This is a genomic window from Nonomuraea sp. NPDC050643 (assembly GCF_040654715.1).
Classification (GTDB): domain Bacteria; phylum Actinomycetota; class Actinomycetes; order Streptosporangiales; family Streptosporangiaceae; genus Nonomuraea.
On sequence record NZ_JBFAIM010000029.1, the window covers coordinates 45,314 to 68,000 of the forward strand.

Below are 22,687 nucleotides of genomic sequence, written 5' to 3' on the forward strand. Positions count from 1 at the left end.
CGTCCTGTGGGCGCGGCGCACGGTCGCCGCGCTGGAGGCCGGCGGCGGGCCGCCGGCGAGGACGCGGCGCTCGCCGGCGAACGGGGTCCGCACCACAACCTCGCCTCGATCGTCGCGGCCGGGCAGGCGATGGGCGGCTTCCAGCGGCTGGCCGCGGAGCAGGGCGTCACGCTGTCGGCGCCGTTCCTGGACGACCGGGTCATCGAGGCGGCGCTGTCGGCGCGCGCCCTGGACCGCTTCGACCCCTCCCGCTACAAGCCCCTGCTGGTGGACGCCATGCGCGGCGTCGTCCCCGCCCCGACGCTGGCCCGCACGACCAAGTCCGAGACGTCGGCCGGCGCCGTCATGGGCGGCAGGCGGCACCGCGACCAGCTCCTGGGGCTGGGCCGCGACAGCCTCCTGGGCGAGCTGGGGCTGATCGACGCGGGAGCGTTCCTGTTCGCCTGTCAGGGCCCGGCCGAGGCGTCGGCCCAGCACCGCCGCGTCGAGCCGACGCTGTCCTGTGAGAGCTGGCTGCGTACCGTGAAGGAGGCGAACGGTGTACGCGTTGGCGCCTGACATCTCGGCCGTGGACACCGACTACGGCATCGCGCTGCTGCACCACGCGCGCGGCCAATACTGGAACCTCAACCCGAGCGGCGCGATCGTGCTGCGCTCGGCGCTGGAGAGCGACGACCTCGGCCGCGCGGTCGAGGCCCTGATGAGCGAGTACGACGTGGCGCGCCCGACCGCCGAGAAGGACGTCGGCGACGTCGTCGGCGGCCTGCTGGCGGCGGGCATCCTGGTGGAGGCGGGGCCGTGAGCTTCGACCCGACCATGTCGGTGGCCCCGGCCGCCTACCGCCGCCGCGAGCGGTGGGCCGCCCGGCTGGCGGTGGTGGCGGCCAGGATCCTGGCCAGGCGTTCGCCGAAGACCATCGCCAGGACGCTGACCCTGCTGAGCCGCGGCGCCCGGCCCGCCTCCTACGCCGAGGCCATCCGGGCCCGCGAGAGCGTCACCGGGACGAGCCTGACCTGCGCGAGCCCCCGGGGCTGCCTGCCGCGCTCGATCGCCACAGCGCTGCTGTGCCGCTCGCGCGGGTGCTGGCCGACGTGGTGCGCGGGGGTCAGGGTGATGCCGCCGTTCGGCGCGCACGCCTGGGTGGTCGCCGAGGGGCGCCAGGTCGGCGAGGCGGCCCCGCCGGGGTACCACCGGGCGCTGGTCCAGGTTCCGGGGGGCGCGGCATGACCGGGTTGCCGGAGATCCCGATGCCGCGCGAATGCCCGTACCGGTTGCCCGCCGGATACGCCGCGCTGCGCGCCGAAGGGCCGATGACCCGGGTACGGCTGCGCGACGGCACCCCGGTGTGGGCGGTCACCGGGCAGGCGTGGGCGCGGGCGCTGCTCGCCGATCCCCGGCTGTCGTCCGACGCGCTCCACCCGAACCATCCGCAGTTGTCCCGGCCGGAGGGGGCGCCCCGCCGCGACCCCGAGCTGAAGCGGGCGGCGCTGACGTTCGTGGAGATGGACGACCCGCTGCACGCGGCGCACCGGCGGATGGTCATCCCGTACTTCAGCGTGCGCCGGGTGCGCGCGCTGCGCCCGCACATCGAGGCGGTGGCCGACGACCTGGTCTCGCGGATCCACGCCGCCGGCCCGCCCGCGGACCTGATGGCGGCGCTGGCGGTGCCGCTGCCCGCGCTGACACTGTGCGCGGTGCTGGGGGTGCCGCACGCGGACCGGGAGTTCTTCCGCGCGCACCTGGTGTGGCCGATGCTGGAGCACCCGGCCTCTGGCCCGTCGTTCCGCGCGGTCCGCGAGCTGCTCGCGGAGCTGCTGCCGGCCAAGAACGGCGACGACGACGTGCTCGGCGGGCTGGCGCGCCGGGTGGCCGCGGGCGAGCTGACCGAGCGGCAGGCGCTGGAGATGTGCTCCATGCTCATCATCGCCGGCCACGAGACCACCGCGAACACGCTCGCCCTCGGCGTGCTCACCCTGCTGGCCCATCCCGGCCAGCTCGCGGCGCTGCGCGCGGACCCGGCCGCGATGCCGGGCGCGGTGGAGGAGCTGCTGCGCTATCTGACGGTCGCCGACACCGTTCCGCGCGTGGCCCTGGCCGACATCGAGATCGGCGACCGGCTGATCAGGGCCGGCGAGGGCGTCGTGCTGCTGCTGGCCGCCGCCAACAGGGACGCCGCCGCGTTCGCCGGGTCCGAGCGGTTCGACATCGGGCGGCGGGCGGGCGGCCATCTGACCTTCGGCCACGGCGTGCACCAGTGCCTCGGGCACGTCCTGGCCCGCGCCGAGCTGGAGATCGCGCTGACCACGCTGCTGGCCCGCCTGCCCGGGCTGCGGCTGGCCGTGCCCGCCGACCGGCTGCCGGTCAAGCCGGCGCTGTCGCTGCAGGGGGTCACCCGGCTGCCGATCACGTGGGAGCCATGATGGGCGGCTCCCGGTTGCTGCTGGCGCAGCTCCGGCCGTACCGGTGGACGGTCGTCGCCGGCGGGCTGCTGGGGCTGGCCGGCGGCGCGGCCGGCCTGGTGCAGCCGCTGGCGGCCAAGGTGGTGACCGAGTCGCTGCTCGGGGGCCGCCCGGTGGCCGGTCCGCTCATCGGGCTGACCTGCCTGATCGTCGCCGGGGCGCTGGTGTCGGCCCTGGGCCGCTACCTGCTGGCGCTGGCGGGCGAGAACGTCGTACGGCGGGCCCGCGACCGGCTCACCGGCCGGATCCTGCGGATGCGCGTGGGCGAGCTGGACCGGCTCGAACCCGGCGACCTGATGTCCCGGCTCACCGGCGACATCTCGCTGCTGCGGTCGGTGACGGCCACGGCCGTGGTCAACGGGACGGCCGGCCTGGCGCTGATGGCCGGGGCGATCGTCATGATGGCGGTCACCGACCTGACGTTGCTGGCGGTCACGGCCGGGGTGATGGCGCTGACCTGCGTGGTGATGGCACTCGTGATGCCGGTGATCTCGGCGGACAACCAGCGGGCGCAGGCCGCGATCGGGCGCCTCGGCACGGTCGTGGAGCGGGCGATGGGGGCGTACCGGACGGTCAAGGCGAGCGGCGCCGAGCGGCGGGAGACCGCGAGAGCCGTGGACGCCTCGGCGACGGCGTGGCGGCACGCGGTCCGCGCGGCCCGGTGGCAGTCGGCGACCGGCGTTTCGGGCACCGTGTCCACGCAGCTCACCTTCCTGCTCGTGCTCGGGGTGGGCGGCGCGCGGGTGGGGAGCGACGCGCTGCCGCTGTCGTCGTTGATCATGTTCCTGTTCTGTCTGATGTACCTGTCGAACCAGCTCGGGCAGGTCATCTCGGCGGCGACGCAGTGGCAGGTGAGGCTGGCCGCGGTGCGCCGCCTGGACGAGGTCGACCGGCTCCCGTCGGAGACCGATCCCCCGGCGTCTCCTCCGGCCGGGGACGGGTCCGCGTCGGTCGCCTTCTCCGGCGTGACGTTCGGGTACGACCCGGCGGCCCCGGTCCTGCGCGAGGTCTCCTTCAGCGTCCCGCCCACCGGCATGACCGCCGTCGTCGGCCCGTCGGGGGCGGGGAAGAGCACGCTGTTCGCGCTGCTCGAACGCTTCTACGAGGCGGAGCGCGGCACGGTCGAGGTGGACGGGCGCGACGTACGGCACTGGCCGCTGGAGGCGTTGCGGGCCCGCATCGGCTACGTCGAGCAGGACGCCCCGGTGCTGGCCGGGACGCTCCGCGACAACCTGCGCCACGCCCGCCCCGACGCCACCGACGAGGACATCCACGGCGTCCTCGCCCAGGCGGGGCTCTCGTCCGTGCTGGTCCAGCTCCCCCACGGGCTGGACACGGCGATCGGCCACCGGGGCGCCACCCTGTCCGGCGGGCAGCGGCAGCGCGTCGCGATCGCCCGCGCCCTCCTGCGCCGGCCCCGGCTGCTGCTGCTCGACGAGATCACCTCCCAGCTCGACGCCGGCAGCGAGGCTCCGCTCCGCCGGGCCATCGAGGAGATCGCGACCACCATGACCGTCATCGTCATCGCCCACCGGCTGTCCACCGTGACCAACGCCGACCGGATCGTCGTCCTGGACGGCGGACGCGTCCGCGCCGTCGGCACGCACCGGGAGCTGCTCACCTCGGACGACCTCTACCGCGAGCTGGCCGCCGGCCAGTTCCTGCCGTCATGACCGTCTACGTGGCCGGACCGGACACCGGCACGGTCGCCGTCGTCGAGGGCGGCGCGGTCGTCGCCGCCATCCCCGCCGGGGACAAGCCCTACGCGGTCGCGGCGACCACGGAGCGGCTGTACGTGACCGACTTCACCGGCCACGCGGTCTCCGTCGTCGACCGGGACACCAGGGCCGTCGTCTCGCGGATCCCGGTCGGCACCAGCCCCGGCGGGATCGTGCTCTCCCCCGGCGGGCGCCGCGCGTACGTCACCAACTACCAGACCCACGACGTCCACGTGATCGACACGGCCACGTGCCGGGTGATCGCCACGGTCCCGGTCGGCGCGCACCCCAACGGCGTCGGCGTCACGCGCGACGGCGCCCACGTGTACGTCACGAACACCGGCGCCAATTCGCCCGAGCAGCCGAACGACGTGTCGGTCATCGACGCCTCGTCCCTGACCGTGGTGGCCTCGATCGAGGTGGAGGCGGGCGCGTACGGGCTGGCGGTGGCGCCGGTGGGCCGGCGCGTGTACGTCGCCCACTACTACAGCCACCGCGTCCTCGCCATCGACACCGCCTCGCGGGAGATCGTGCTGCAGGCCGAGGTCGGCCAGAGCCCGGAGAGCCTCGCCCTCTCACCTGACGGGACCCTGCTGTACGTGAGCAGCCGCCGCGCCCACGAGCTCACGATCGTCGGCACGGAGGCGGGCGAGGTCGTGGCCCGCGTCCCCGTACGCCATCCCGCCGGGGTGACGGCACCACCCAAGTGATCATGTGGCGCGCGGATGACGGCATACTCGGTCGCAGCACTTCGACGACTGTGAGGTGAACGATGCCGGAGACCGTACTCCGTCACGTCTTCCACGTCCCCGCCCCGCCGCCCGTCGTGCTCGCGCATCTCAGCGAGCCGTCGAGCTACGTCGGCCTGTCGCCGCTCGTGGTGGCGGTGCGCGACGTGCGCCGGGAGCCCGGCGGGACCCGGTTCGTGTCGGTGGAGCGGTTCCGCTTCTTCGGCTTCGTGAAGTACGACAACCTGATCGAGGTGACGTTACGGGTGTCCGAGGAGGGCGTCGAGGGCGAGGTGGTCAGCCCCGGCGGGGTGCGGCTCGCCTATCGGTTCGGGCTGACCGCCGACGGCACGGGGACCGAGGTGGAGGACGTGCTGACGGTGCGGGCGACGCGCGGGCCGGTGCTGCGGTACGCCGCCCGCAAGGCCCGGGAGGTGCAGCTCGCCCGCGCGGACGTCCTGGCCAGGCGGGCCCCGACGCTGACGTGAACGGCTGCCCGGCCGGCTGCGCGCCACGGCGGGGGCCGCGTCCTTCGAGCCGCTCCCCGGATCACCCGAGGAACCGTTCCAGCCGGTCGGCGCAGGGGGCGTGGCCGATCGTGCGGCAGAGCCGGACGGCCTGCTCGGCCGTGCGGCCGGCCTCGACGCGGTCGCCCCGGCCGGAGTGGAGCGTGGCGAGCTCGGTCAGGGCCGCCAGTTCGGGCAGGCGGTAGGCGTGGGCGTGGGCCGTGTCGTGAGCGATCAGGGCGGTCCGGACGGCTCCGTCCAGGTCGTCGCGGGCGGCGTGGAGGCGGGCACGGGCGATGAGGGCGTAGCTCTGGTGCCATCGAAGGCTCGCGATGCCGATGAACTCGTCGGCCAGGTCCAGGTTGTCGGCCGCGCCGGCGTACCGGCCGAGGCGGATCTCGGTGTCGGCCAGCGCGACCAGGGCGGCCGCCTCGACGAGTTTGTCCCCTTGGTCGCGGGCGAGGCCGACGGCGTGCCGCGCCGCCGCGTGGGCGGCCGGCCACTGCCCGGTTTCCCAGTACAGCCGGCTGAGCCAGGTGTGCGCGTTGGCCGCGCCGCCCGCGCCCAGGGCGTCCAGCAGGGCCGCCGCCTGTGTGAGCGCGCGTTCGGCCTCGTCGTAGCGGCCCTGGTCCATCAGGACCGAGCCGAGGTCGCGCAGGTCGATCGCCTCCGCGTAGGTCAGTCCGTGCCCGCGGCTCAGGTCGAGCGCCTCTCGCCGGCAACGTTCCGCGCTCTTGAGCCGGCCCAGGTGGTGGTACTGCCCGCCGAGCCTGTTGAGCGTCCGGTTGCGTCCGGCGACCGAGCCGAGCTCGGTGAAGAGGTGGGCCGCCCGGCGGTTGTGGATGGTCGCCTGTTCGAGCTGGCCCGTCCATTCCAGGGCGAAGCTCAGGCTCTCCCAGGCCTCCGCCTCGCCTTCCCGCCATCCGCAGGCGGCGGCGATGCGGGCGGCCCGCTCGAGATGATGGACGGCCTCCTCACGACGGACCGCACGGAACAGGCTCTTGCCCATCCCGTAGTGCAGCAGGGCCCGCAGCGCGGGAAGGTCCGCACGCTCGGCGGCCGCGAGCAGGGCGGGCGCGATCTCCAGCCAGGCGCCGTGGTGGCCGGTGCTGTTGCAGATGATCCACACCTGCTCGGCCAGCCGCCAGGTGCGGGGGCCGGGATCGCGGCGGGCCGCCTGGGCCAGCGCGGCCACCAGGTTCGCGATCTCCTCGCCCGTGGGCTGCACCGGGGGTCCGGCTACCGGGGAGGCGTGCCCTGGCAGCCGGATCTCGTCGGGGGCGCACCAGGCGGCGATGGCGTCGCCCAGGCGGAGGTAGTGGTCGATCAACCGGCTCCAGGCGGCGTCGCGATCGGGGTCGCCGCCGGCCTGCGCGCCGGCGTAGAGCCGTACCAGGTCATGGAGCCTGAACCGGTCCGCGCGGTGGTGTTCGACGAGGTGGGCCGCGGCCAGGAGCTTGAGCGCCGTACGCGCCTCGACGGGTGGGACGCCGGCCGCCGAGGCCGCCGCCTCGACGGTGAAGTCCGGCCCCGGGATGAGGCCCAGCAGGCGGAAGACACTCTGGGTGGCCGGAGCGAGGACGCGGTACGACACGGAGAAGGCGAGGATGACCGGGTTGTGGCCGGTTCCGTCAAGGGTGAGACCGGTCAGCGGGTCGCCCGCGGTGAGTTCCTTCACCACGGCCGCGGTTCCGTTCCACGGGCTGGCGGCGTTGGCCGCGGCGATGCGCAGCGCCAGCGGAAGGCCGCCGCAGAGCCGGACCAGCTCGGCGCGGGCCGACGCCTCCGACGGGTCTTCCGCCGGACCCAGCATGTCGTCCACCAGCGCGAGGCAGTCCGCCTCCGGCAGGGCCCCGAGCGAACGCCGCCTGGCCCCCGCGCCCGCCACCAGCTCACCCAGGTGCTGACGGCTGGTCACCAGCGTCGCTCCCGACGGCGGCAGCAGCGGGCCGATCTGCGCGGCCGAGCGGGCGTTGTCCAGGAGCAGCAGGACCGGGCGTTCGGCGAGCAGCGAACGGTAGAGGCCGAGCTGCGCGTCGAACCCGCCGGGGACCTGCCCGGCATCGACGCCGAGGGAGAGCAGCAGCCGGGCCAGGGCGGCGGGGGCGGTCAGGGGCTCGTGGTCGGCGTCGTAGCCGCGGAGGTCGACGTAGAGCTGGCCGCCGGGGAAACGGCTCTTCGCGCGGTGGGCCCAGCGCAGGGCCAGCGCCGTCTTGCCCATCCCGGCCGTTCCGCTGAGCACGCACACCGCTCCGCCGGTGTCCAGGGCGTCGTCCAGCCAGGCGAGTTCGTGCTCGCGCCCGGCGAAGCCGCGGATGTCGCGGGGCAGTTCGGCGGGACGCGCGGGGTGCACGGTTTGCGTCGTCTGCGCCGTCTGCGTCGCCTCGTCGGCCAGGAACCGCTGGTGCAGCTCCCGCAGCGGCCGGCCCGGCTCGATGCCCAGCTCGTCGATCAGCCGGTTCCTGGTCTCGCGGTAGACCGCGAGCGCCTCGGGCCGGCGTCCGCACCGGTGCAGCGCCAGCATGAGCTGTGCCTGCAGGCGCTCGCGCAGGGCCTGTTCGGCCGCCGCCGTACGCAGGTCGTCCACGATCTCGCTGTGACGGCCCAATTCCAGCTCGGTCTCGAACAGCTCCTCCAGCGCGCCGACCCGGCGTTCCTCCAGCCCGGGGCGCTCCTGCTCGATCAGCACCGCGCTGGTCCCGCTCAGCGCGGGGCCCCGCCACAGCGCCGCCGCCGCACGCAGCCGCCGTACCGCGATCTCGGGGTGGCCGCTGCCCAGATGTTCACGGGCGGCGGCCCTGTACTGCTCGAACGCCTCGAGGTCGACCTCGCTCCGGCCGGTGTGGATGCGGTAGCCGGCGCCGACACGGCTGATCCGCTCCCTGCCCAGCAGGGTCCGCAGCTCGTGGACGTAGACCTGCAACCGTCCGAGGGCGGTGCGTGGCATCCGCTCACCCCACACCAGGAACGTCAGCCGGTCGTCCGACACCGTACGGTTCGCGTTCAGCAGCAGCGCGGCCAGCACCGTGCGCTGCTTGGGCGAGCCCAGCTCGACCGGACCACCGGGCCCGTCCACCGAGACCGGCCCCAGTAGCCGATACAGCACTCTTCCTCCTCCGCCTTCCGGGAGGTCCTGGCGTCTGCCGGCCCTCGCCGAAACGCAACACCACCGTAGGGCCCGCCTTGGGGCCCGTCTTGCACGCTCGTGCGGGAGATCAGCGATCGGTCACGGTGCGGGTGTGTTCGGCCAGCAGCGTGAGCCCGTGACGATCGACTGACGCCGACGTGGCGGACAGGATGACGGCGCCGGTCCCGCTCTCGCGGTCGAGTCCGGCCCAGGACCGGAAGCCGCCGGTGCCGCCGTTGTGCCAGACGACCTGACGTCCTTCGACGACGATGGTGATCCAGCCCGCGCCGATGCGTGCCCCCTTGCCGAAGGGGGCGACCGGATCGAGGGCGGCGATCCCGGGTGCGGAGCCGTCGAGCAGTGCGGCCATCAGGCGGGCCATGTCCTGGATGGAGGCCCGGATGCCGCCCGCGGGTCCTATCGCCTCCCCGGCCCACGGCTGCCGCGGCCTGCCTCGGCTGCTCCTGCCGACGAGCGCGTCCGGCCCGAGCTCGTCGGCCGTCGCGGGCAGGTGGACGTGGGCGAGTCCCAGCGGGCCGACGACCCGTACGGTCCGGGCTTGGGCGAGCAGTTGCCGGAGGCTGTCATCGTAAGGGTTGACGCCGTGCCGCCAGAGGGCGAAGGCGCGCCGCAGCGGACGTGCCGACCGGGGCAGTCCGGGCAGCCCCGACCGATGCCGGCTGAGCGCGGCCAGCGTCAATCGTGCGGCCGGGACCTCGCCGAGCGGCAGCGACTCGCCCAGAGCCGAGTCATGCCGGATCTCCCCTCGGTCGAGCGCGTCGGCGTACAGCAGTCCGGTGACCGCCTTCGAGATGGACCCGATCTCGAAGGCGGTGTCCAGGCCGACGCCACGGGCGGCCACCGTCACGTCGCGAGGGGAGATCAGGGCGGCGGCCGCCACAGGATGCCGGGAGCCCAGCAACTCCTCGATTCTCGTGGCGAGCGCAGGGTCGCCGTGCACCGCCGTCACGATCGGCCGCCGAACACCCGGCAACCCACGCGAACCCGTGCCATGGCACCCCACCCCAAGCCGGTCAGCCCCTCGATGTCCGTCAACCTGCCCGGCCCTCCGCCACGACCGCGCCCCTCTTCCTCTCCCTGCCCCGACCGAACGACACGATCAGGAAGAGAAAGAGGGGCTACGAACCCCACCGTGGTCACCTGACCCACCCCCTGACGGGCCATGAGCCCCGTGGGTGCCGCTCAGCGGCCAGACGAAGCGGACGCCATGGCCGGACGTCTGCTTCCGGCCTGGTCGTGGCCGATGTCGCAGGACACTACGAGATCGCTCTTCCGATTTTCTTCCGTCCCGGTTCCGAACCCGCGCCCACGACGTGTCTTCAGCGGCGGTAGTAGTAAGCCGCCGTGTATCCCATGTTTCCTCGAATGCTGACGTTCTTGCAGTTCTTCTGCGTGAACAGCGATCCGCTCTGGTTGGCGCCGCGGAATTTGACGACCCAGCCCGGTGAGTCCCATTTGGCCGAGTTCACGATGGCGATGTGTCCGTGGGGGCGGTAGTAGTTGCTCTTCCACACGGCTACGTCGCCTTTGCGGGGTGCTATCCCGTGCCCTACGTATCGAAAGCCGTTTCGCTTCAGGACGGGGCCCATGTCGGTGGCGTTCGCCATGCCTCCGGTGAGGCCGTAGTACCGCTTCACGAACGTGACGCACTGGCATGTCTGGGCGGCCGCCACGCTGACGTCCGACTCGTCGACGACGTCGGTGCCGACGCCATCGGCCGGGCCGTCGTCCTCAACGGGGGCGGTGGTTCGAGCGCTGTGACCAGCGGTGCCGGCCATCGCCGATGGACCGGTGAGAGAGAGCGCCAGTCCGACCGTGATCGCCAGCGCGGTGGTGCGCGAAAGGGTTCTCGTCAGCGAATCGCCGCTGTTCAGTGCCATCGAATACTCCTGAGGGAATTGATGCGATCACGAACGGCGAAACGGTACTGCGCGGCGCAACAGCGGTGCCATAAATCCACCACACGCATGAGGGCGCTGGAGGCCGGGAAGGTGGCGGCGTCCTGGTCAGCGCGCCGAGCGTTGGCGTGGCACGGCGGCGAGCTTGGGGCGGATCCGGTCGGCGGCCGGGGGGTCGATCTCGCGGTAGAGGGTGATGGCGTCCTGCCAGGCGTGCCGCGCCGCGTCGAGTTCTCCGGCCTCGTGGCGGGCGTCGCCGAGGTGGTCGAGGATGACGGCCTCGAAACGGCGCGAACCCTGCGCGCGGAACAGGTCGAGGGAGCTCAGGTAGCAACTGATCGCCTCCTGCAGCTCGCCGAGCTGGTAGTGGGTGTGACCGAGGCTGTCCCAGGCCGCGGCCTCCCCGTGCGGGTCGTCGAGCTCCTGGAACAGGCGCAGCGCCTGCCGGCAGAAGGGCAGCGCGGTGCCCGGGTGTCCGAGCAGGCCGTGCAGGTACCCGATGGAGTTGAGCGTCATGGCCTGCCCCAGCCGGTCGTCCGCGGCCTCGTAGAGGGCCAGGGCCTGCTCACTGGAGCGGAGGGCCTCCTCGTTGTGGCCCAGCCGCTCGGCGAGGAAGCCCAGGTAGTGCAGGGTGCTGGCGTGGCCGTTGACGTCGCCCGCCTGACGGAACAGCTCCAGGGCGAGCCGCAGGTGGGTACGGCTGTCGTCGTCGCGGCGCAGCAGGTTGCAGGCGCGGGCGAGACCGCGGTGGGCGTGGGCCAGCGCGGTCGGGTCGTGCAACCGGGCGGCCGAGTCCATCGCCGTGCGGGCGAGGGCGAGCGCCTCGTCCCAGTGGCCCAGCCGGTCGAAGAAGAACTCCAGCGCCCAGACGAGCTGCCAGGTGTGCCGGTGGTGACCGCCGGCCGCGGCCCCCGGGATGACCTCCAGCAGGACCGGGCGCTCGTCGTGGAACCAGGCGAGTGCCCGCCGGTGGTCGGCGACGGCCTCGGGGGTCACCCCCGGTTCGGCCCTGGGCAACTGGACCGGGACCAGCGTCTTGGTATAGCTGCGGGCGGCGGCGTGGGCGGTGTGCAGGTAGTGGTCGAGGTTCCGGCGCCGGGCCGCGGCCTGTTCCTCCGGGGGGTCGTGGGCGTCGGCGAGTTCGGCGGCGTACACGCGCAGCAGGTCGTGCAGGACGTACCGGCCGGAGACGTGCTCGGTGACGAGGTGGGCGTGGGCCAGCTCGGCCGTCAGCGACCGGGCCCGCCGCACGGGCACGCCCGCCAGGCTGGCCGTCGCCGGCAGGGCGATGTCGGGGCCGGGATGCAGCGACAGCAGCCGGAACAGGCGGGCGGCGTCGGGGCTGAGGGCCCGGTAGGACCAGGAGAACACCGCCCGGACGTCGGCCGCGGCGTCGGGATCGGCGAACGCGTCCAGGTGACCGGCCGTGGCGCGCAGCTCGGCGGCGACGGCCGTCAGGGGGAACGTGGGATTCATGGCGGCGCGGGCGGCGACGATGGCCAGGGCCAGCGGCAGCCGGCCGCAGCGCTCGACGATGTCCTCGACGGCCCGCGGCTCCCGGGCGAGCCGGGCCTCGCCGAGGCGGCGGGCCAGGAACTCGCGGGCATCGGTTCCGGAGAGCAGGTCCAGGGTGAGCGGACGCGCGCCGTCGCGGGCGACCAGCCCGGACAGCCGGTCGCGGCTGGTGACCAGCACGAGGCAGCCGGCCGTACCGGGCAGCAGCGGGCGGACCTGGCCGACGTCACGGGCGTTGTCCAGCACGATCAGCATGCGCCGCCCGGACAGCAGCGTGCGGTAGAGGCCGGAGCGCGCCTCCAGACCGGCCGGGACGTGCCGCTGATCCGTCCCCAGGGCCTGCAGGAAACCCCGGATCGCCTCGGCCGGATCCACGGCCGTGCCGGACGGGCCGAAGCCCCGCAGGTTCACGTAGAGCTGCCCGTCGGGGAACCGGTGGGCCACCTGGTGGGCCAGGTGCACCGCCAGCGTGGTCTTGCCGATCCCGGCCATGCCGCCGATCACCTGGATCTCCGTGGCCGGCGGAACCCGCTCGTCGCCGGGCAGGAGGGACACGACGCGGGCGAGCTCGTGCCGGCGACCAACAAAGGCCGCCAGGTCGACCGGCAACTGAGCGGGGACCGCCCGCGCCACCGGCGCCCCCGAGCCATCACGTCCCCGCCCACCGGCCGCCGGCGTTGTCGAGCCGTCGCCTCCCCGCCCCTCCGCTGCCCGAGCGCCTGAGCCTTCGTGTGCCGGCGCCGTGCCGACCCCCGCGGGGCCCTCGTCTGGCGTGGCCGGGACGGGCCGGGCGTTCAGCGCTCGCAGGTGTGCCGCCCGCAGTTCCGGGCTCGGGTCCACGCCCAGCTCGTCCGCCAGCCGGGCCCGGGCGCGCTCGTACGCCTCCAGTGCCGCGGCCTGGTGACCCGTGGCCCACAGGGCCAGCACCACCCGGCTCTGCAGCGGTTCGTCCAGCGGGTGCTCGTCGGCCAACCGCTGCAACCCGGGCAGCAGCGGCGCCACGAGCCCGTACCGCAGGGCGGCGTCGGCCGCCTCCTTCGCGGCGGCGAGGCGTTCCCGGTCCAGGGCGGCGAACACCGCGTGCCCCTGCACCTCGGCCGGCAGGCCCGCCGTCGTAGGCGCCCGCCACAGGCCGAGCGCTTCGGCGTACCGTTCCACGGCCCGTTCCGGACGCCCGTCCCGGCCGGCCTCACGGGCCTGCGTGAGCAGGTGGCGGAAGGCGAGCAGGTCCAGCGTCTCGACACCGACGTCGAGGCGGTAACCGCCCGATTCGGGCAGCAGCCACCTTCCCGCCGCCATCCGGGGCAGCCCCGGCTCCAGCAGCCGCCGCACCATGCCGACGTGCCGGTGCACGATGTTGACCGCGCTGGCCGGCGGGTCCTGGCCCCACATCACCTCGATGATCTCGTCCAGGGGCACCGGCTGCCCCGCGTGCGCCAGCAGCAGTGCCAGCAGCAGCCGCTGCTGAGGGGCGCCGGCCGGCACCTCGACGTCGTCGCGCCGGACACGGACGGGACCCAACACACTGAAGTACAACGGTGCCTCCCCGCGGTGCTCATGGTCCTCCTCGATCGAAGAAGGGTGAGGACCGCCACGTTAGGAGCCGCCGCCGGGGCGGGACATCTGTCAGTCGACTTACTCCCATGCGTTAAGTCGGTCGTCTTCAGGGCGCGGTCACCTTCCCGGCACCTTCTACGCACCGCTCAGAACTAGCCTCGCCGAGGTCGGCCCGCCGATCCCCCCGTTGACGACCAGCGCACCCAGGGAGTGGAGCAATGACGAGTCAAAAGCAGGACAGGTTGTCCGGTCATGCCGTCGTGGCCGGCGGGAGCCTCGCGGGGCTGCTGACCGCGCGGGTCCTCGCCGACCACTTCGCCGAGGTCACGGTGATCGAACGGGACGTGCTCCCGTCGCTCGGCGCGTACCGGCGTGGCGTGCCCCAGGACCAGCACACGCACTGCCTGATCGCGTCCGGACGGGAGGCCGTCGAGACCTTGGTGCCCGGCTTCACGGCCGCCGTCGTGGCGGACGGCGGGACGCTCGCCGACATGCAGGGGGAATGCCGCTGGTACGTCGACGGGCACCGCATGCGGCAGGCGCCGATCGGCCTGCACATCCTGCTCGCCGGCCGCCCCCTCCTCGAAGGCCACGTCCGGGAGCGGGTACGCGCGATCGGCAACGTCCGCCTCCACGACGGCGAGGAGGTCATCGGGCTGATCCCCACGGAATCGGGCGACGACCGCGCCCTCATCATCACCCTGACGACCGAGAACCGCCGGGGCGGCGCGATGATCGCCCAGGAGGACGACACCTGGATCATCAGCCTCTTCGGCTACCTGGACGAGCAGGCCCCGCAGGACCTGGAGGGCTTCATCGAGTTCGCGGGCACCCTCGACGCCAAGGACATCTACCACGTCATCCGGAACGCCGAACCCGTGGGCGACGGCCTCGTCATCCGGTTCCCCGCCAGCCGCCGGCACCGCTACGAGCGCCTCGGCGGCTTCCCCGAGGGCTACCTGGTGCTGGGGGACGCCCTGTGCAGCTTCAACCCGATCTACGGCCAGGGCATGTCGACCGCCGCCCTCCAGGCCAGGCTGCTGGAGGAGTGCCTGCGCGACCAGGGGACGGCCCCGCGTGCGCCGGCCACGGCCTTCTTCGCCAGGGTGAGGCCGGTGCTGGACGCCGCGTGGGACATCGCGGTCGGCGGCGACCTGAAATATCCCGAGGTCGAGGGGGTACGCGGCCCGGAGTCGGCGCAGGCGCAGGCGTACCTGAGCCAGGTTCACCTCGCCGCCTCCCGGGACGCCGAGGTGGGGCGCCGGTTCGTCCGGGTCGTCAACCTCACCGACGGCCCGGAGTCCCTACAGGACCCCGCGTTCGTGGACCGCGTCCTTCATGCGGCCGCGTCCTGATGGGCGCCTGGAAGTCCGCGTCCTCCGCCTCCACCAGGTCGTAGCGCAGACCGGTGTCCAGGCCGTCGCCGAAGACGACGGCCACCTCCTCAAAGGGTGAGCCCCTCGCACCAGGTGATGCACGGGGTCTCGGAAAAGTAGCCGGCGATGTCCCGACAGTGCTCTTCCACGTCGTTCACGGGCCTGGGCGGGGCCGGTTTCCGGGGAAGGAGCGGCGCATGTGCAGCCGCAGGCGTGAGCCCTGGTCGCTCTGCTCGAGTTCGACGCGGTCGCACAGACGCTGGATCACCCACAGGCCGAATCCGTGGGAGCTGGTGGGATCGACCTTGGCCTCGGCGAGGTGGTGAGCGCTCAGCCGGCCCGCGGGGTCCACGACGTCCACGGCGATGGCGTACGTGCTGCTGCGGGCGATGACCATGCCGACCCCGTCGCCGTGGTCGAGCACGTTGGTGACCGCCTCGTTGACCGCGAGCACCAGATCGTCCAGCCGCTCACCACGCAGGCCGCCCCGGCGGGCATGCGCGCGCACCAGGCCGCGGATGAGCTCCAGGTCGGCGCTGATAGGGCAGCGCAGCTCGAACTCCGGGTTCATGATCGTAAAGTCTGCTCACGCCGTAATGTGGAGGACACGGACGGTCTACGCTATCCCGGTCTGAGGCGGCCAAACAGTCGTATACCGCCGACGGATCCTCTGGTTCGACCCGTCGTGACCGGTTCGCGCCCGATCGGAGACGTTCGCGGGCGTTCGGACCTGCCCCGGCGCGCCATACGATGACCTGATGAGAATGCCCGCCGGCGAGGAGCCGGAAGCTGCGACGTTACGGCTGACGACGTCCTTCGTCGGTGACGTCGCCGTGATCACCGTCGAGGGCTTCCTGGACGCCACCCGGCGCGAGCAGTTCGCCGAATACCTGTCCCAGGCCGGCCCGTCGATGATCCTCGATCTGTCCGGGGTGACGTTCATGGACTCCCGCGCGCTGGGGCTGATCATCCACCACTGGCAGGCCAGCCAGGCCGCGGGCGGCAGGTTCGCCCTCGTCGGCGTCGACTACTCCCGCTCCAAAGTCATCTGGATCACCGGCCTGGCCAAGGTCCTCCCGCTCTACGACAGCCTCGACGAGGCGCTGGCCTGATCCGCCGGCGGGCGGGCCTCGCCTCACCCCCGGCATGGCGGCCTCGCCGGCGCTAGAGTACACGTCCGTGGACGCCGATGATCTTGACTACCGAACCCGGACGCACACCGGCTGCGTTCCCCCGCACCTGGTCTCCCGGCTGGTCGAGCTCGGCCACACCGCGGAGGTGGAGTTCCAGGCCGGCCGCGGGGAATGGTTCTGCGCGCGCGAGCAGGCCCGGCTCCTCGCCGAGCAGGACCGGCGGGCGGAGGCGATGGAGGTGCTCGCCCCGTACGTCGCCACCGGTTGGTGGAAGGCGGCCGAGACCATGGCCGAGCTGCTGGAGGGGTGGGGCCGGATCGACGAGGCGATCGAGCTGGCCCGCCCGTACGCGGAGGCGGGAGACCGGCTGGCGCTGGAGTCCTTCGCGCGCCGGCTGGCCCGGCACGGCCGGGGCGAGGAGGCGTTCGCCCTGCTCCGGCCGCACGTCGAGGACTGGTTCCTCGCCGCCGCCCTGGTCGACGTCGCCGCGGGCGCGGGCCGGGACGAGGACGCCGCCTCGCTGCTGGCCGCCCGCATCGAGGCGGGACGCCGCTGCGACACCCCGTCGTGCCGCCGCCGCGAGGTCCGGCCGTCCAATGCCGTCGATCTGCTCGCCACGATCCGCGAACGCCAGGGCCGCATCGACGAGGCGATCGCCCTGCTGCACACCCGGGACACCACCTCGGTCAACGACCGCGACCAACTGGCCGACCTGCTGGCCCGGCACGACCGGATCGAGGAGTTGCGGACGTACGCGGCGGCCGAGTACCACGGGCACGCCGCGCAGCGGCTCGCGGAGGTGCTGGAGGAGCGCGGTGACGTGGAGGGGGCGATCGCCGTGTACCGGCGGCCGGGGGATTCGCCGGCCCGCCACGTCCACGGGGCGGTGCGGCTCGCGCAGCTCCTGGTGCGGCACGGCCGGGGCGACGAGGCGACGGAGGTCCTGCGCTCGCTCGCGGACTCGCCCGGCGGCGCGGAGGACTGGATCGTCGACCTGCTGTGCACTCACTACGCCGACCAGGGCCGCGCCGAGGACGGCCTGGCCTACCTCGACGCCCTCAAGGCGCGCCGCGACGCAGAGGACTGGGACTTCTTCCGGATGCGGCTCCCGCTGCTGGTCGCGTGCGGCCTGCGCGAAGAGGCGATCGAGCGGGCGCGAGCGCACCCCGAGGGCGACACCTGGTACGCGGCCTGGTTCACCGCCGAGCTGCTGGCCGACGCCGGCCGCACCGAGGAGGCCGTCACCGTCCTCGAACGGCACCGGCCCGCCAACAGCGGCATCCTGGCCCGGCACCTCATCGACCTCGGCCGCGTCAAGGAAGCCGTGGCGCTCCTCCAGCAGCGCGAACCCAAGCCTGCCGGGCTGTGGACCGACGCGCCCCCGTAGCTAGAAGTACGGTGTCCAGCCGGGCCCGACGGGGACGGCACCGGAGAACGCGTTGCCACCCTTGCCGTTCCAGACGTGGAGCGTGTCGTCATGGACGGCGGCGATGTCGGTGTGGCCGTCCTTGTTGACGTCGCCCAAGGACACCAACGTGCCCGCGTACGGTTCCCAGCCCGGCTTCGGCTTGACGATGACCTCGTCGTCCGTACCGGGGCGGTAGGCCAGGTTGTCGGAGCCCGCCAGCACGCCGTTGCGGTAGATGCGGACCTTCCCGTACGAGCCCTCCGTGGTGTCGTACGTGATCGCGTAGTGGATCCACTCGTTGACCTTCACCGGCTGCTGGAAGTACGCCCCGGCGCCGTAGCCGCCATCGAGGTTCCAGGCGTAGCCGGAGATGCGGTTGGGGCGTTCCTCCTCGTTGCTCTTCGAGTACATCCGGCCCGCCCACTCGCGATCGCCGCCGCTGCCCGACTTCGTGCCCTTGCCCATGAAGTAGACGTAGCCGGTCTGTTCCTGCTTGGGGAACTCGAGGGTGTGCGGCCTGATCCACGCCTCCACGGTGAACTTGCCCGTGGTGGAGATGTGGAACTGCTTGGCGGTGGGAATCTCGAAATATCCCGACGAGCCGTTGAAGACCGCGGCGCCGTCGCGGTTGGGCAGTTGGACCGTGCCGGTGACGCCGTGGAAGGTCCCGTCGTGGTCGTTTCCGGTGCGGTCGGCCTCCGTGCCGTCGGAGGGGTGCGAGAGCCGCCAGTAGGCGACGGGGCGGTCCGCGAGAACCAGCTCGTCATAGGGGCTGAGGCCGGCGGCGCTCGCCGTGGCCGGGTGCGGGAGGAAGAAAAAGGCCGCCAGCAGGGTGGTGCCCAATCCTGCGGCGAGGATCCGTGGGCCGCTGAAGGTTGTGTGCACGGCGGCACCTTAGGGAAAAGCGGTGTGCCGGCGGTATGTCGTTGCCGCCGGGCCGAGGTCGTCGTTCATACGCGCCGGCCGACGGTGAGAATGGCCAGCCAGTGCCGGGTGAGCCGGTTGTCGGGGCGTGCGGCCAGCCGGTGGCGGATCTCGCGGTAGAGGTGCTCGCGCTTTTCCGGCCGCATGGCGATGTGCCCGGAGAAGGTGTCCAGCAGGGCGATGTACTCGTCCGCGGTGTAGCGGCGGGCCCAGACGTGGCGCCGTGTTCCGGTGACGGCGAAATGCCCGGAGTCCTCGAATGCGGTGGCGGTGGGATCGGGCTGGTCCTCGGGGCGTGGTGGTGGCCAGGGGCCGCCGTCGCCTTCGCCCAGTTCGTCGATCACCGACTGGATCTCCGCGAAGAACGGGTCGGCGTCCGCCGGGAAGGCGTGGTGGGCGTCCCACACGGCCAGGTGACCGCCCGGGCGTAGCAGCGTGGCCGCCTTCTCGTACTTCACCTCGGGGTCGATCCATTTCCAGGCGGTGGCCGCGTAGAGGAGGTCGAAGACGGCTCCGGCCGGCGGTTCCCAGTCCTCGAAAGAAGTGGTGATGACCGAGACGCCGGGGAAATCGCGCAACCCGCGGCGCGCCTCCTCGGCCAGGGCGTTTCCGAGCTCGATGGCCGTGATGCGGAAACCCCTCCGCGCGAGCGGCAGCGTCGCCTTTCCCGGTCCGCATCCGACTTCGAGCAGGTGTCCGGGTGGTTCGATTCCTGTCAGCGTGAGCAGGTCGGTGTAGAGATCGGCCGGATAGTCGGGGCGGGCCTGCTGGTAGAGGGAGGCCACGGTGTCGAAAGTGGCGCGCAACCGTTCACGGGACATGAGGCGATTCTCGCAGCGCCTCGCGTCCGTTCAGCGGCGATACGCTCGGTCAGGCGTCGCGATCCCGTACGCCGAGGCGGCGGTGTCCCACGACACGGCCTAACCCATCACCGTCCCGGTGGAGTCCGCGTTGACCGTCCGGCGGCGGGAGAACGCCCCGAGGTCGACCGTGAGCCCGGTGTGCTCACCGCGGCACCGCACCGGATCGCCGTCGTGGTCGTGGCCGTTCTCCACCGCCGCGATGAGCTCCGCCATGAAGCGCCCCACGACCGGTGCGTTCTTGAACTGGTTGCCGCTGGTGCCGATCGCGACGTAGAAGCCGTCGAGCGAGGTGCGGTCGTAGATGGGGGTCCAGTCCGTCGACACGTCGTACACGCCGGCGATGCCGCGTGGCCGCGACGGAACGCCGAGATCGCCGAAACGGCGTGCGGCGCGTGTCACCTGCGCCTCGAAGAGCGCCATGGTCGGCCCGAGGTCCGCCTCGTCCGGGTCGTCCAGCCACTGCATCGGGTCGCACTCGGGCTCGGTGCCGCCGACGTAGAGGCCGTTGCCGGGCGCGCCGCGCAGGTAGGTGCCCAGATCGAGGTCCGCGATCACCGGCCCGGGCCGGTCACCATGGTTGAACTCCGGGGGCGCGGTCACGAAGTGCACCTCCTGACGCATCGGACGGGTCTCGATGGTGAAGTCGTCACCGACGCCCGCCATCCGGTTGAACGCCGACGACCACGGTCCCGCCACGTTGACCACGATCGGCGCGTCCACCCGTTCGCCGCCGGCCAGGTCGACACCGGCGACCCGGCCGCCGGCCCGCCGGACGGCGGCCACCTGCCTGTCGAACACGAACCGCGCACCCGCCCGACGGGCGGCGTCGGCGAGGTTGACCGCGGCCAGCATCGGGTCGTCCACCCAGCCCGCGTCCGGAGTCCACAAGGCGCCGAGGCGCCCTGCCGGGTCTGCCCAGAACGCCTCGTCGTCGAGCCTCTTGGGCGGCCAGAACCGGCCCGCGTCGAGCCCGGGCACCCGCTCGGCCAGCACCTTCGAGTCCCACACCTCGTAGGGAACGCCGGCCCGGTCGAACAACGGCATCACCTTCTCCTTCGGCGCCACGTCGACGTCGAGGAACGCCATGCCCGTCCGCTCGAACCGGGCCATCGCCGCCTGGTCCGCGAACCCGAGGTGATCCGCCCAGTTCTCCCAGCAGTGCCTCGCCTCCCAGGCCGCGGCGACGCCGGGAAAGGTCGAATAGTTGAACCGGATGATCGCGCTCGACGCGCTCGTCGATCCCTGCCCCGGCCCGCTGAGACGATCGACGACGACGACCTGGAAGCCGGCGCGGGCGAGCTCGAAGGCCGTCGACGAGCCGATCACGCCGGCACCGACGACAACGACATCCGCGGTTAGCGTCACCATGCCATTTTCCACCCAGCGCGTTCGCATGGGTCGTCGGCCCGCGTGCAGGCGGTGCCGTGGTCAGAACCGCATGCCACCGGCCGCGGCGCGGATCTGAAGCCGAACTGAAGCAGGCGGGCGGTTTACTCCCCTTACGACCCCCCGATGGGCCCGGTTCGGCAGGACCGGCGCGTGCGAGGCGACCTCGGCCGGCGGCTGATGGCGTCGCCGGGGCACCGGCCCGGCCAGGCGTCTGCTGACGCCGTGAGCAGTTGGGAGAAATCTTGGCAAGGCGGTTATGTGTCGCGTCCGGCGGCTCCGGTGATCTGGTCGCCGCCTGGGCGCTGTCGCGGCTCCCCTCGCTGGACCGGACGGTCGCGTTCGCCGCGCCTGTCTGGGAACGGTCCGCTCTCGATCCGCGTCCCGGGCCGCGAGGACCTGGTGACCTCTGCGGTCTCGTCCGAGATCCTCGCGGCCGGCGCATAGCCCCCACGACGTCCCTTCCCGGTGGATGGTCGCCGCTGCCGAGGTTCGTCGAGGTCTCGGGCTCGGACGTGTTCTTCCTGGACGTCACCGACGGTGTCGAGAACCTGGGCCGGCACCTGGCCAGGCTCTGCGCCCGGGCCGGCGCCGACCTGATCGAACTGGTCGACGTCGGCGGCGACGTGCTCGCCGCCGGAGACGAACCGGGGCTGCGCAGCCCGGCCCTGGACGCGGTCCTGCTGGCCGCCTGCGACGCGAGCGGGATCGAAGCGGTCGTGACCGTGGTCGGCGCCGGCCTGGACGGTGAGTTGTCCCCTGCGGAGCTGAGGCGGGCGCATGCCGAGCTTCCGCTGATGCACGAGCAGGTGATCCCGCGCAGCGTGGCCGGACGCGCGTACGCGGATCTCGCCTGGTTTCCCAGTGAGGCGAGCTTGATGATGCTGCTGGCCTGCCAGGGGCTCGTGGCCACGGTGGACATCAAGGCCGGCCTGGACCCGGTGGTCCTGGATCGTGCGGCGTCCATCGCGCGCACCTACCTCCTGCGTGCGGTGGCCCGACGCAGCCGGCTCGTTCAGGCGGTGCGTCAGGCGGCGTCCTTCGACGAGGTCAACGCCGCCCTGTCGGACGCGGGCCAGGTCTCCGAACTCGCCAGTGAGCGTCTCTTCGCGAAAAGGGCCGCCGCTCCCCGCTCTCCGTCCGAGGTGTCCGCCGCACTCGCGCATTTGGACGACCGGGTCACCTACACGAGCCTCCGGCGCTGCGCCCATATCTACGGCGCGTCGAGCCGGGCTCAGGTCGACGCCCTCGACGCGATGATCCGGCGCAGTTTCGCCGCCGCCTACCGCAAGCCCCTGGTGCCGACCTTCCTGATGAAGGAGTTCGGTTCCAGGCTCCATGCCGACATGGGGGTCGCTCCATGACACGATCGGGGGAAAGCCGGTAATGCTGCGCACAACGGAGGTCGCGGACCTCACGCGCTTCGGCGACCTCGCCGAAGAGAAAAGGGTCGTCCTCGGCGTTCCCAACACGGGCCGCCTCCTTGAGGAAGTGGCCACGCTCACAGGCTCGCTCCTTGGGGAGACCGGCGGGCGCAGCCTGAGGTTCGACACCGAGGACCTCATCGTCATCTGCGCCCGGTCCAACGATCTGCCCTATCTGGCGGCCAACGGCCTGGCCGACCTGGTGATCACGGGATTCGACTATGTCGTCGAGGCCGGTGTGGACCTCGTGGAACTCCACGACACCGGGTATCAGCGATGCAGCGTGGGCATCCTCGGCACGGAGGAGCTCCGTGACTGGCGGACCCGCGAACACGTCACGGTCGCCACCCAATATCCCTCCATCGCGGCCCGCTATTTCGACCGGCCGGGCCTGCCCTCATGTGAATTGCTGGTGGTCAGCGGCGCGGCCGAACTGTACGCCCGCACGGGCATCGTCGACCTGATCGTGGACGCGCACATGACCGGCCTGACCGCCAAGGCCAATGGGCTCTGCTACCTGGAAACGATTCTGGAGACCTCGGGCCGGGTTTTCGCGAGCCCGTCGTGGACCGAGTCGCCGAAGAACATCCAGCAGGTGTGCCGGATGCTCGCGCGATGACGCCTTTCGAGGCGGTCCCGCCGTC

Annotated in this window: 20 protein-coding genes; 12 read left to right on the forward strand and 8 right to left on the reverse strand. The window is 72.7% G+C overall.

Annotated elements, in window-relative coordinates:
• The first annotated feature begins 6 nt into the window (after positions 1–6).
• The 7 genes from AB0I15_RS33570 (at position 7) to AB0I15_RS33600 (ending at position 5,393) form a co-directional block, all read left to right on the forward strand.
• A complete protein-coding gene (locus AB0I15_RS33570) occupies positions 7–558 on the forward strand; it encodes an asparagine synthase-related protein (protein WP_358104231.1) in 552 nt (183 codons plus the stop codon).
• Positions 539–802: a lasso peptide biosynthesis PqqD family chaperone gene (locus tag AB0I15_RS33575; protein WP_358104234.1), complete on the forward strand. Its 264-nt coding sequence runs from the start codon at positions 539–541 to the stop codon at positions 800–802. Before AB0I15_RS33570 ends, AB0I15_RS33575 begins: the two co-directional genes overlap by 20 nt.
• The gene (locus AB0I15_RS33580; protein ID WP_358104237.1) at positions 799–1,227 is read left to right on the forward strand and encodes a lasso peptide biosynthesis B2 protein; all 429 of its coding nucleotides are present in this window, start codon (positions 799–801) and stop codon (positions 1,225–1,227) included. The genes AB0I15_RS33575 and AB0I15_RS33580 overlap by 4 nt, the downstream gene beginning before the upstream one ends.
• Positions 1,224–2,420, forward strand: a complete 1,197-nt coding sequence (locus AB0I15_RS33585) for a cytochrome P450 (protein ID WP_358104240.1) — start codon at positions 1,224–1,226, stop codon at positions 2,418–2,420. The genes AB0I15_RS33580 and AB0I15_RS33585 overlap by 4 nt, the downstream gene beginning before the upstream one ends.
• Positions 2,417–4,132 carry an ABC transporter ATP-binding protein gene (locus AB0I15_RS33590; protein WP_358104243.1) on the forward strand — a complete coding sequence of 572 codons (1,716 nt, stop codon included), beginning with the start codon at positions 2,417–2,419 and terminating at the stop codon, positions 4,130–4,132. The genes AB0I15_RS33585 and AB0I15_RS33590 overlap by 4 nt, the downstream gene beginning before the upstream one ends.
• Entirely contained in the window at positions 4,129–4,887 is a 759-nt protein-coding gene (locus tag AB0I15_RS33595) for a hypothetical protein (protein ID WP_358104246.1), read from the forward strand. The genes AB0I15_RS33590 and AB0I15_RS33595 overlap by 4 nt, the downstream gene beginning before the upstream one ends.
• 62 nt (positions 4,888–4,949) lie before the next feature.
• The gene (locus AB0I15_RS33600; RefSeq protein ID WP_358104249.1) at positions 4,950–5,393 is read left to right on the forward strand and encodes an SRPBCC family protein; all 444 of its coding nucleotides are present in this window, start codon (positions 4,950–4,952) and stop codon (positions 5,391–5,393) included.
• Positions 5,394–5,454: 61 nt separating this feature from the next.
• Here the strand turns inward: AB0I15_RS33600 and AB0I15_RS33605 are convergent, their stop codons facing one another.
• The 4 genes from AB0I15_RS33605 to AB0I15_RS33620 all read right to left on the reverse strand — a co-directional run bounded on the left by AB0I15_RS33605 (position 5,455) and on the right by AB0I15_RS33620 (position 13,508).
• Positions 5,455–8,517 carry a BTAD domain-containing putative transcriptional regulator gene (locus AB0I15_RS33605; RefSeq protein WP_358104252.1) on the reverse strand — a complete coding sequence of 1,021 codons (3,063 nt, stop codon included), beginning with the start codon at positions 8,515–8,517 and terminating at the stop codon, positions 5,455–5,457.
• A 109-nt stretch (positions 8,518–8,626) separates the two neighbouring features.
• Positions 8,627–9,499: a serine hydrolase domain-containing protein gene (locus AB0I15_RS33610; protein ID WP_358104255.1), complete on the reverse strand. Its 873-nt coding sequence runs from the start codon at positions 9,497–9,499 to the stop codon at positions 8,627–8,629.
• 379 nt (positions 9,500–9,878) lie between these two features.
• Complete coding sequence (locus AB0I15_RS33615; RefSeq protein WP_358104258.1) at positions 9,879–10,439, reverse strand: CHAP domain-containing protein; 561 nt, start codon at positions 10,437–10,439, stop codon at positions 9,879–9,881.
• A gap of 126 nt (positions 10,440–10,565) precedes the next feature.
• The gene (locus tag AB0I15_RS33620) at positions 10,566–13,508 is read right to left on the reverse strand and encodes a BTAD domain-containing putative transcriptional regulator (RefSeq protein WP_358104261.1); all 2,943 of its coding nucleotides are present in this window, start codon (positions 13,506–13,508) and stop codon (positions 10,566–10,568) included.
• 239 nt (positions 13,509–13,747) lie between these two features.
• On the opposite strand from AB0I15_RS33620, the gene AB0I15_RS33625 reads away from it, so the two are divergent.
• Entirely contained in the window at positions 13,748–14,884 is a 1,137-nt protein-coding gene (locus AB0I15_RS33625) for a hypothetical protein (RefSeq protein ID WP_358104264.1), read from the forward strand.
• Between the two features lie 175 nt (positions 14,885–15,059).
• Here AB0I15_RS33625 and AB0I15_RS33630 read toward each other — a convergent pair whose 3' ends face one another.
• Positions 15,060–15,476 carry an ATP-binding protein gene (locus tag AB0I15_RS33630; protein WP_358104267.1) on the reverse strand — a complete coding sequence of 139 codons (417 nt, stop codon included), beginning with the start codon at positions 15,474–15,476 and terminating at the stop codon, positions 15,060–15,062.
• A 187-nt stretch (positions 15,477–15,663) separates the two neighbouring features.
• Here AB0I15_RS33630 and AB0I15_RS33635 point away from each other — a divergent pair, with 187 nt between their 5' ends.
• Complete coding sequence (locus AB0I15_RS33635; RefSeq protein WP_358104270.1) at positions 15,664–16,017, forward strand: STAS domain-containing protein; 354 nt, start codon at positions 15,664–15,666, stop codon at positions 16,015–16,017.
• A 67-nt stretch (positions 16,018–16,084) separates the two neighbouring features.
• A complete protein-coding gene (locus AB0I15_RS33640; RefSeq protein WP_358104273.1) occupies positions 16,085–17,425 on the forward strand; it encodes a hypothetical protein in 1,341 nt (446 codons plus the stop codon).
• Here AB0I15_RS33640 and AB0I15_RS33645 read toward each other — a convergent pair whose 3' ends face one another.
• The 3 genes from AB0I15_RS33645 to AB0I15_RS33655 form a co-directional block, all read right to left on the reverse strand.
• Complete coding sequence (locus AB0I15_RS33645) at positions 17,426–18,331, reverse strand: LamG-like jellyroll fold domain-containing protein (RefSeq protein ID WP_358104276.1); 906 nt, start codon at positions 18,329–18,331, stop codon at positions 17,426–17,428.
• A gap of 65 nt (positions 18,332–18,396) precedes the next feature.
• The gene (locus tag AB0I15_RS33650) at positions 18,397–19,191 is read right to left on the reverse strand and encodes a class I SAM-dependent methyltransferase (RefSeq protein WP_358104279.1); all 795 of its coding nucleotides are present in this window, start codon (positions 19,189–19,191) and stop codon (positions 18,397–18,399) included.
• A gap of 99 nt (positions 19,192–19,290) precedes the next feature.
• A complete protein-coding gene (locus AB0I15_RS33655) occupies positions 19,291–20,601 on the reverse strand; it encodes an FAD-dependent oxidoreductase (protein ID WP_358104282.1) in 1,311 nt (436 codons plus the stop codon).
• Positions 20,602–20,864: 263 nt separating this feature from the next.
• Between AB0I15_RS33655 and AB0I15_RS33660 the strand changes: the two genes are divergently transcribed.
• Positions 20,865–21,983, forward strand: coding sequence for a DUF1152 domain-containing protein (locus AB0I15_RS33660; RefSeq protein ID WP_358104285.1), 1,119 nt, complete (start codon positions 20,865–20,867; stop codon positions 21,981–21,983).
• Positions 21,958–22,662 carry an ATP phosphoribosyltransferase gene (gene hisG / locus AB0I15_RS33665; protein WP_358104288.1) on the forward strand — a complete coding sequence of 235 codons (705 nt, stop codon included), beginning with the start codon at positions 21,958–21,960 and terminating at the stop codon, positions 22,660–22,662. Before AB0I15_RS33660 ends, hisG begins: the two co-directional genes overlap by 26 nt.
• The last annotated feature ends 25 nt before the right edge of the window (positions 22,663–22,687 follow it).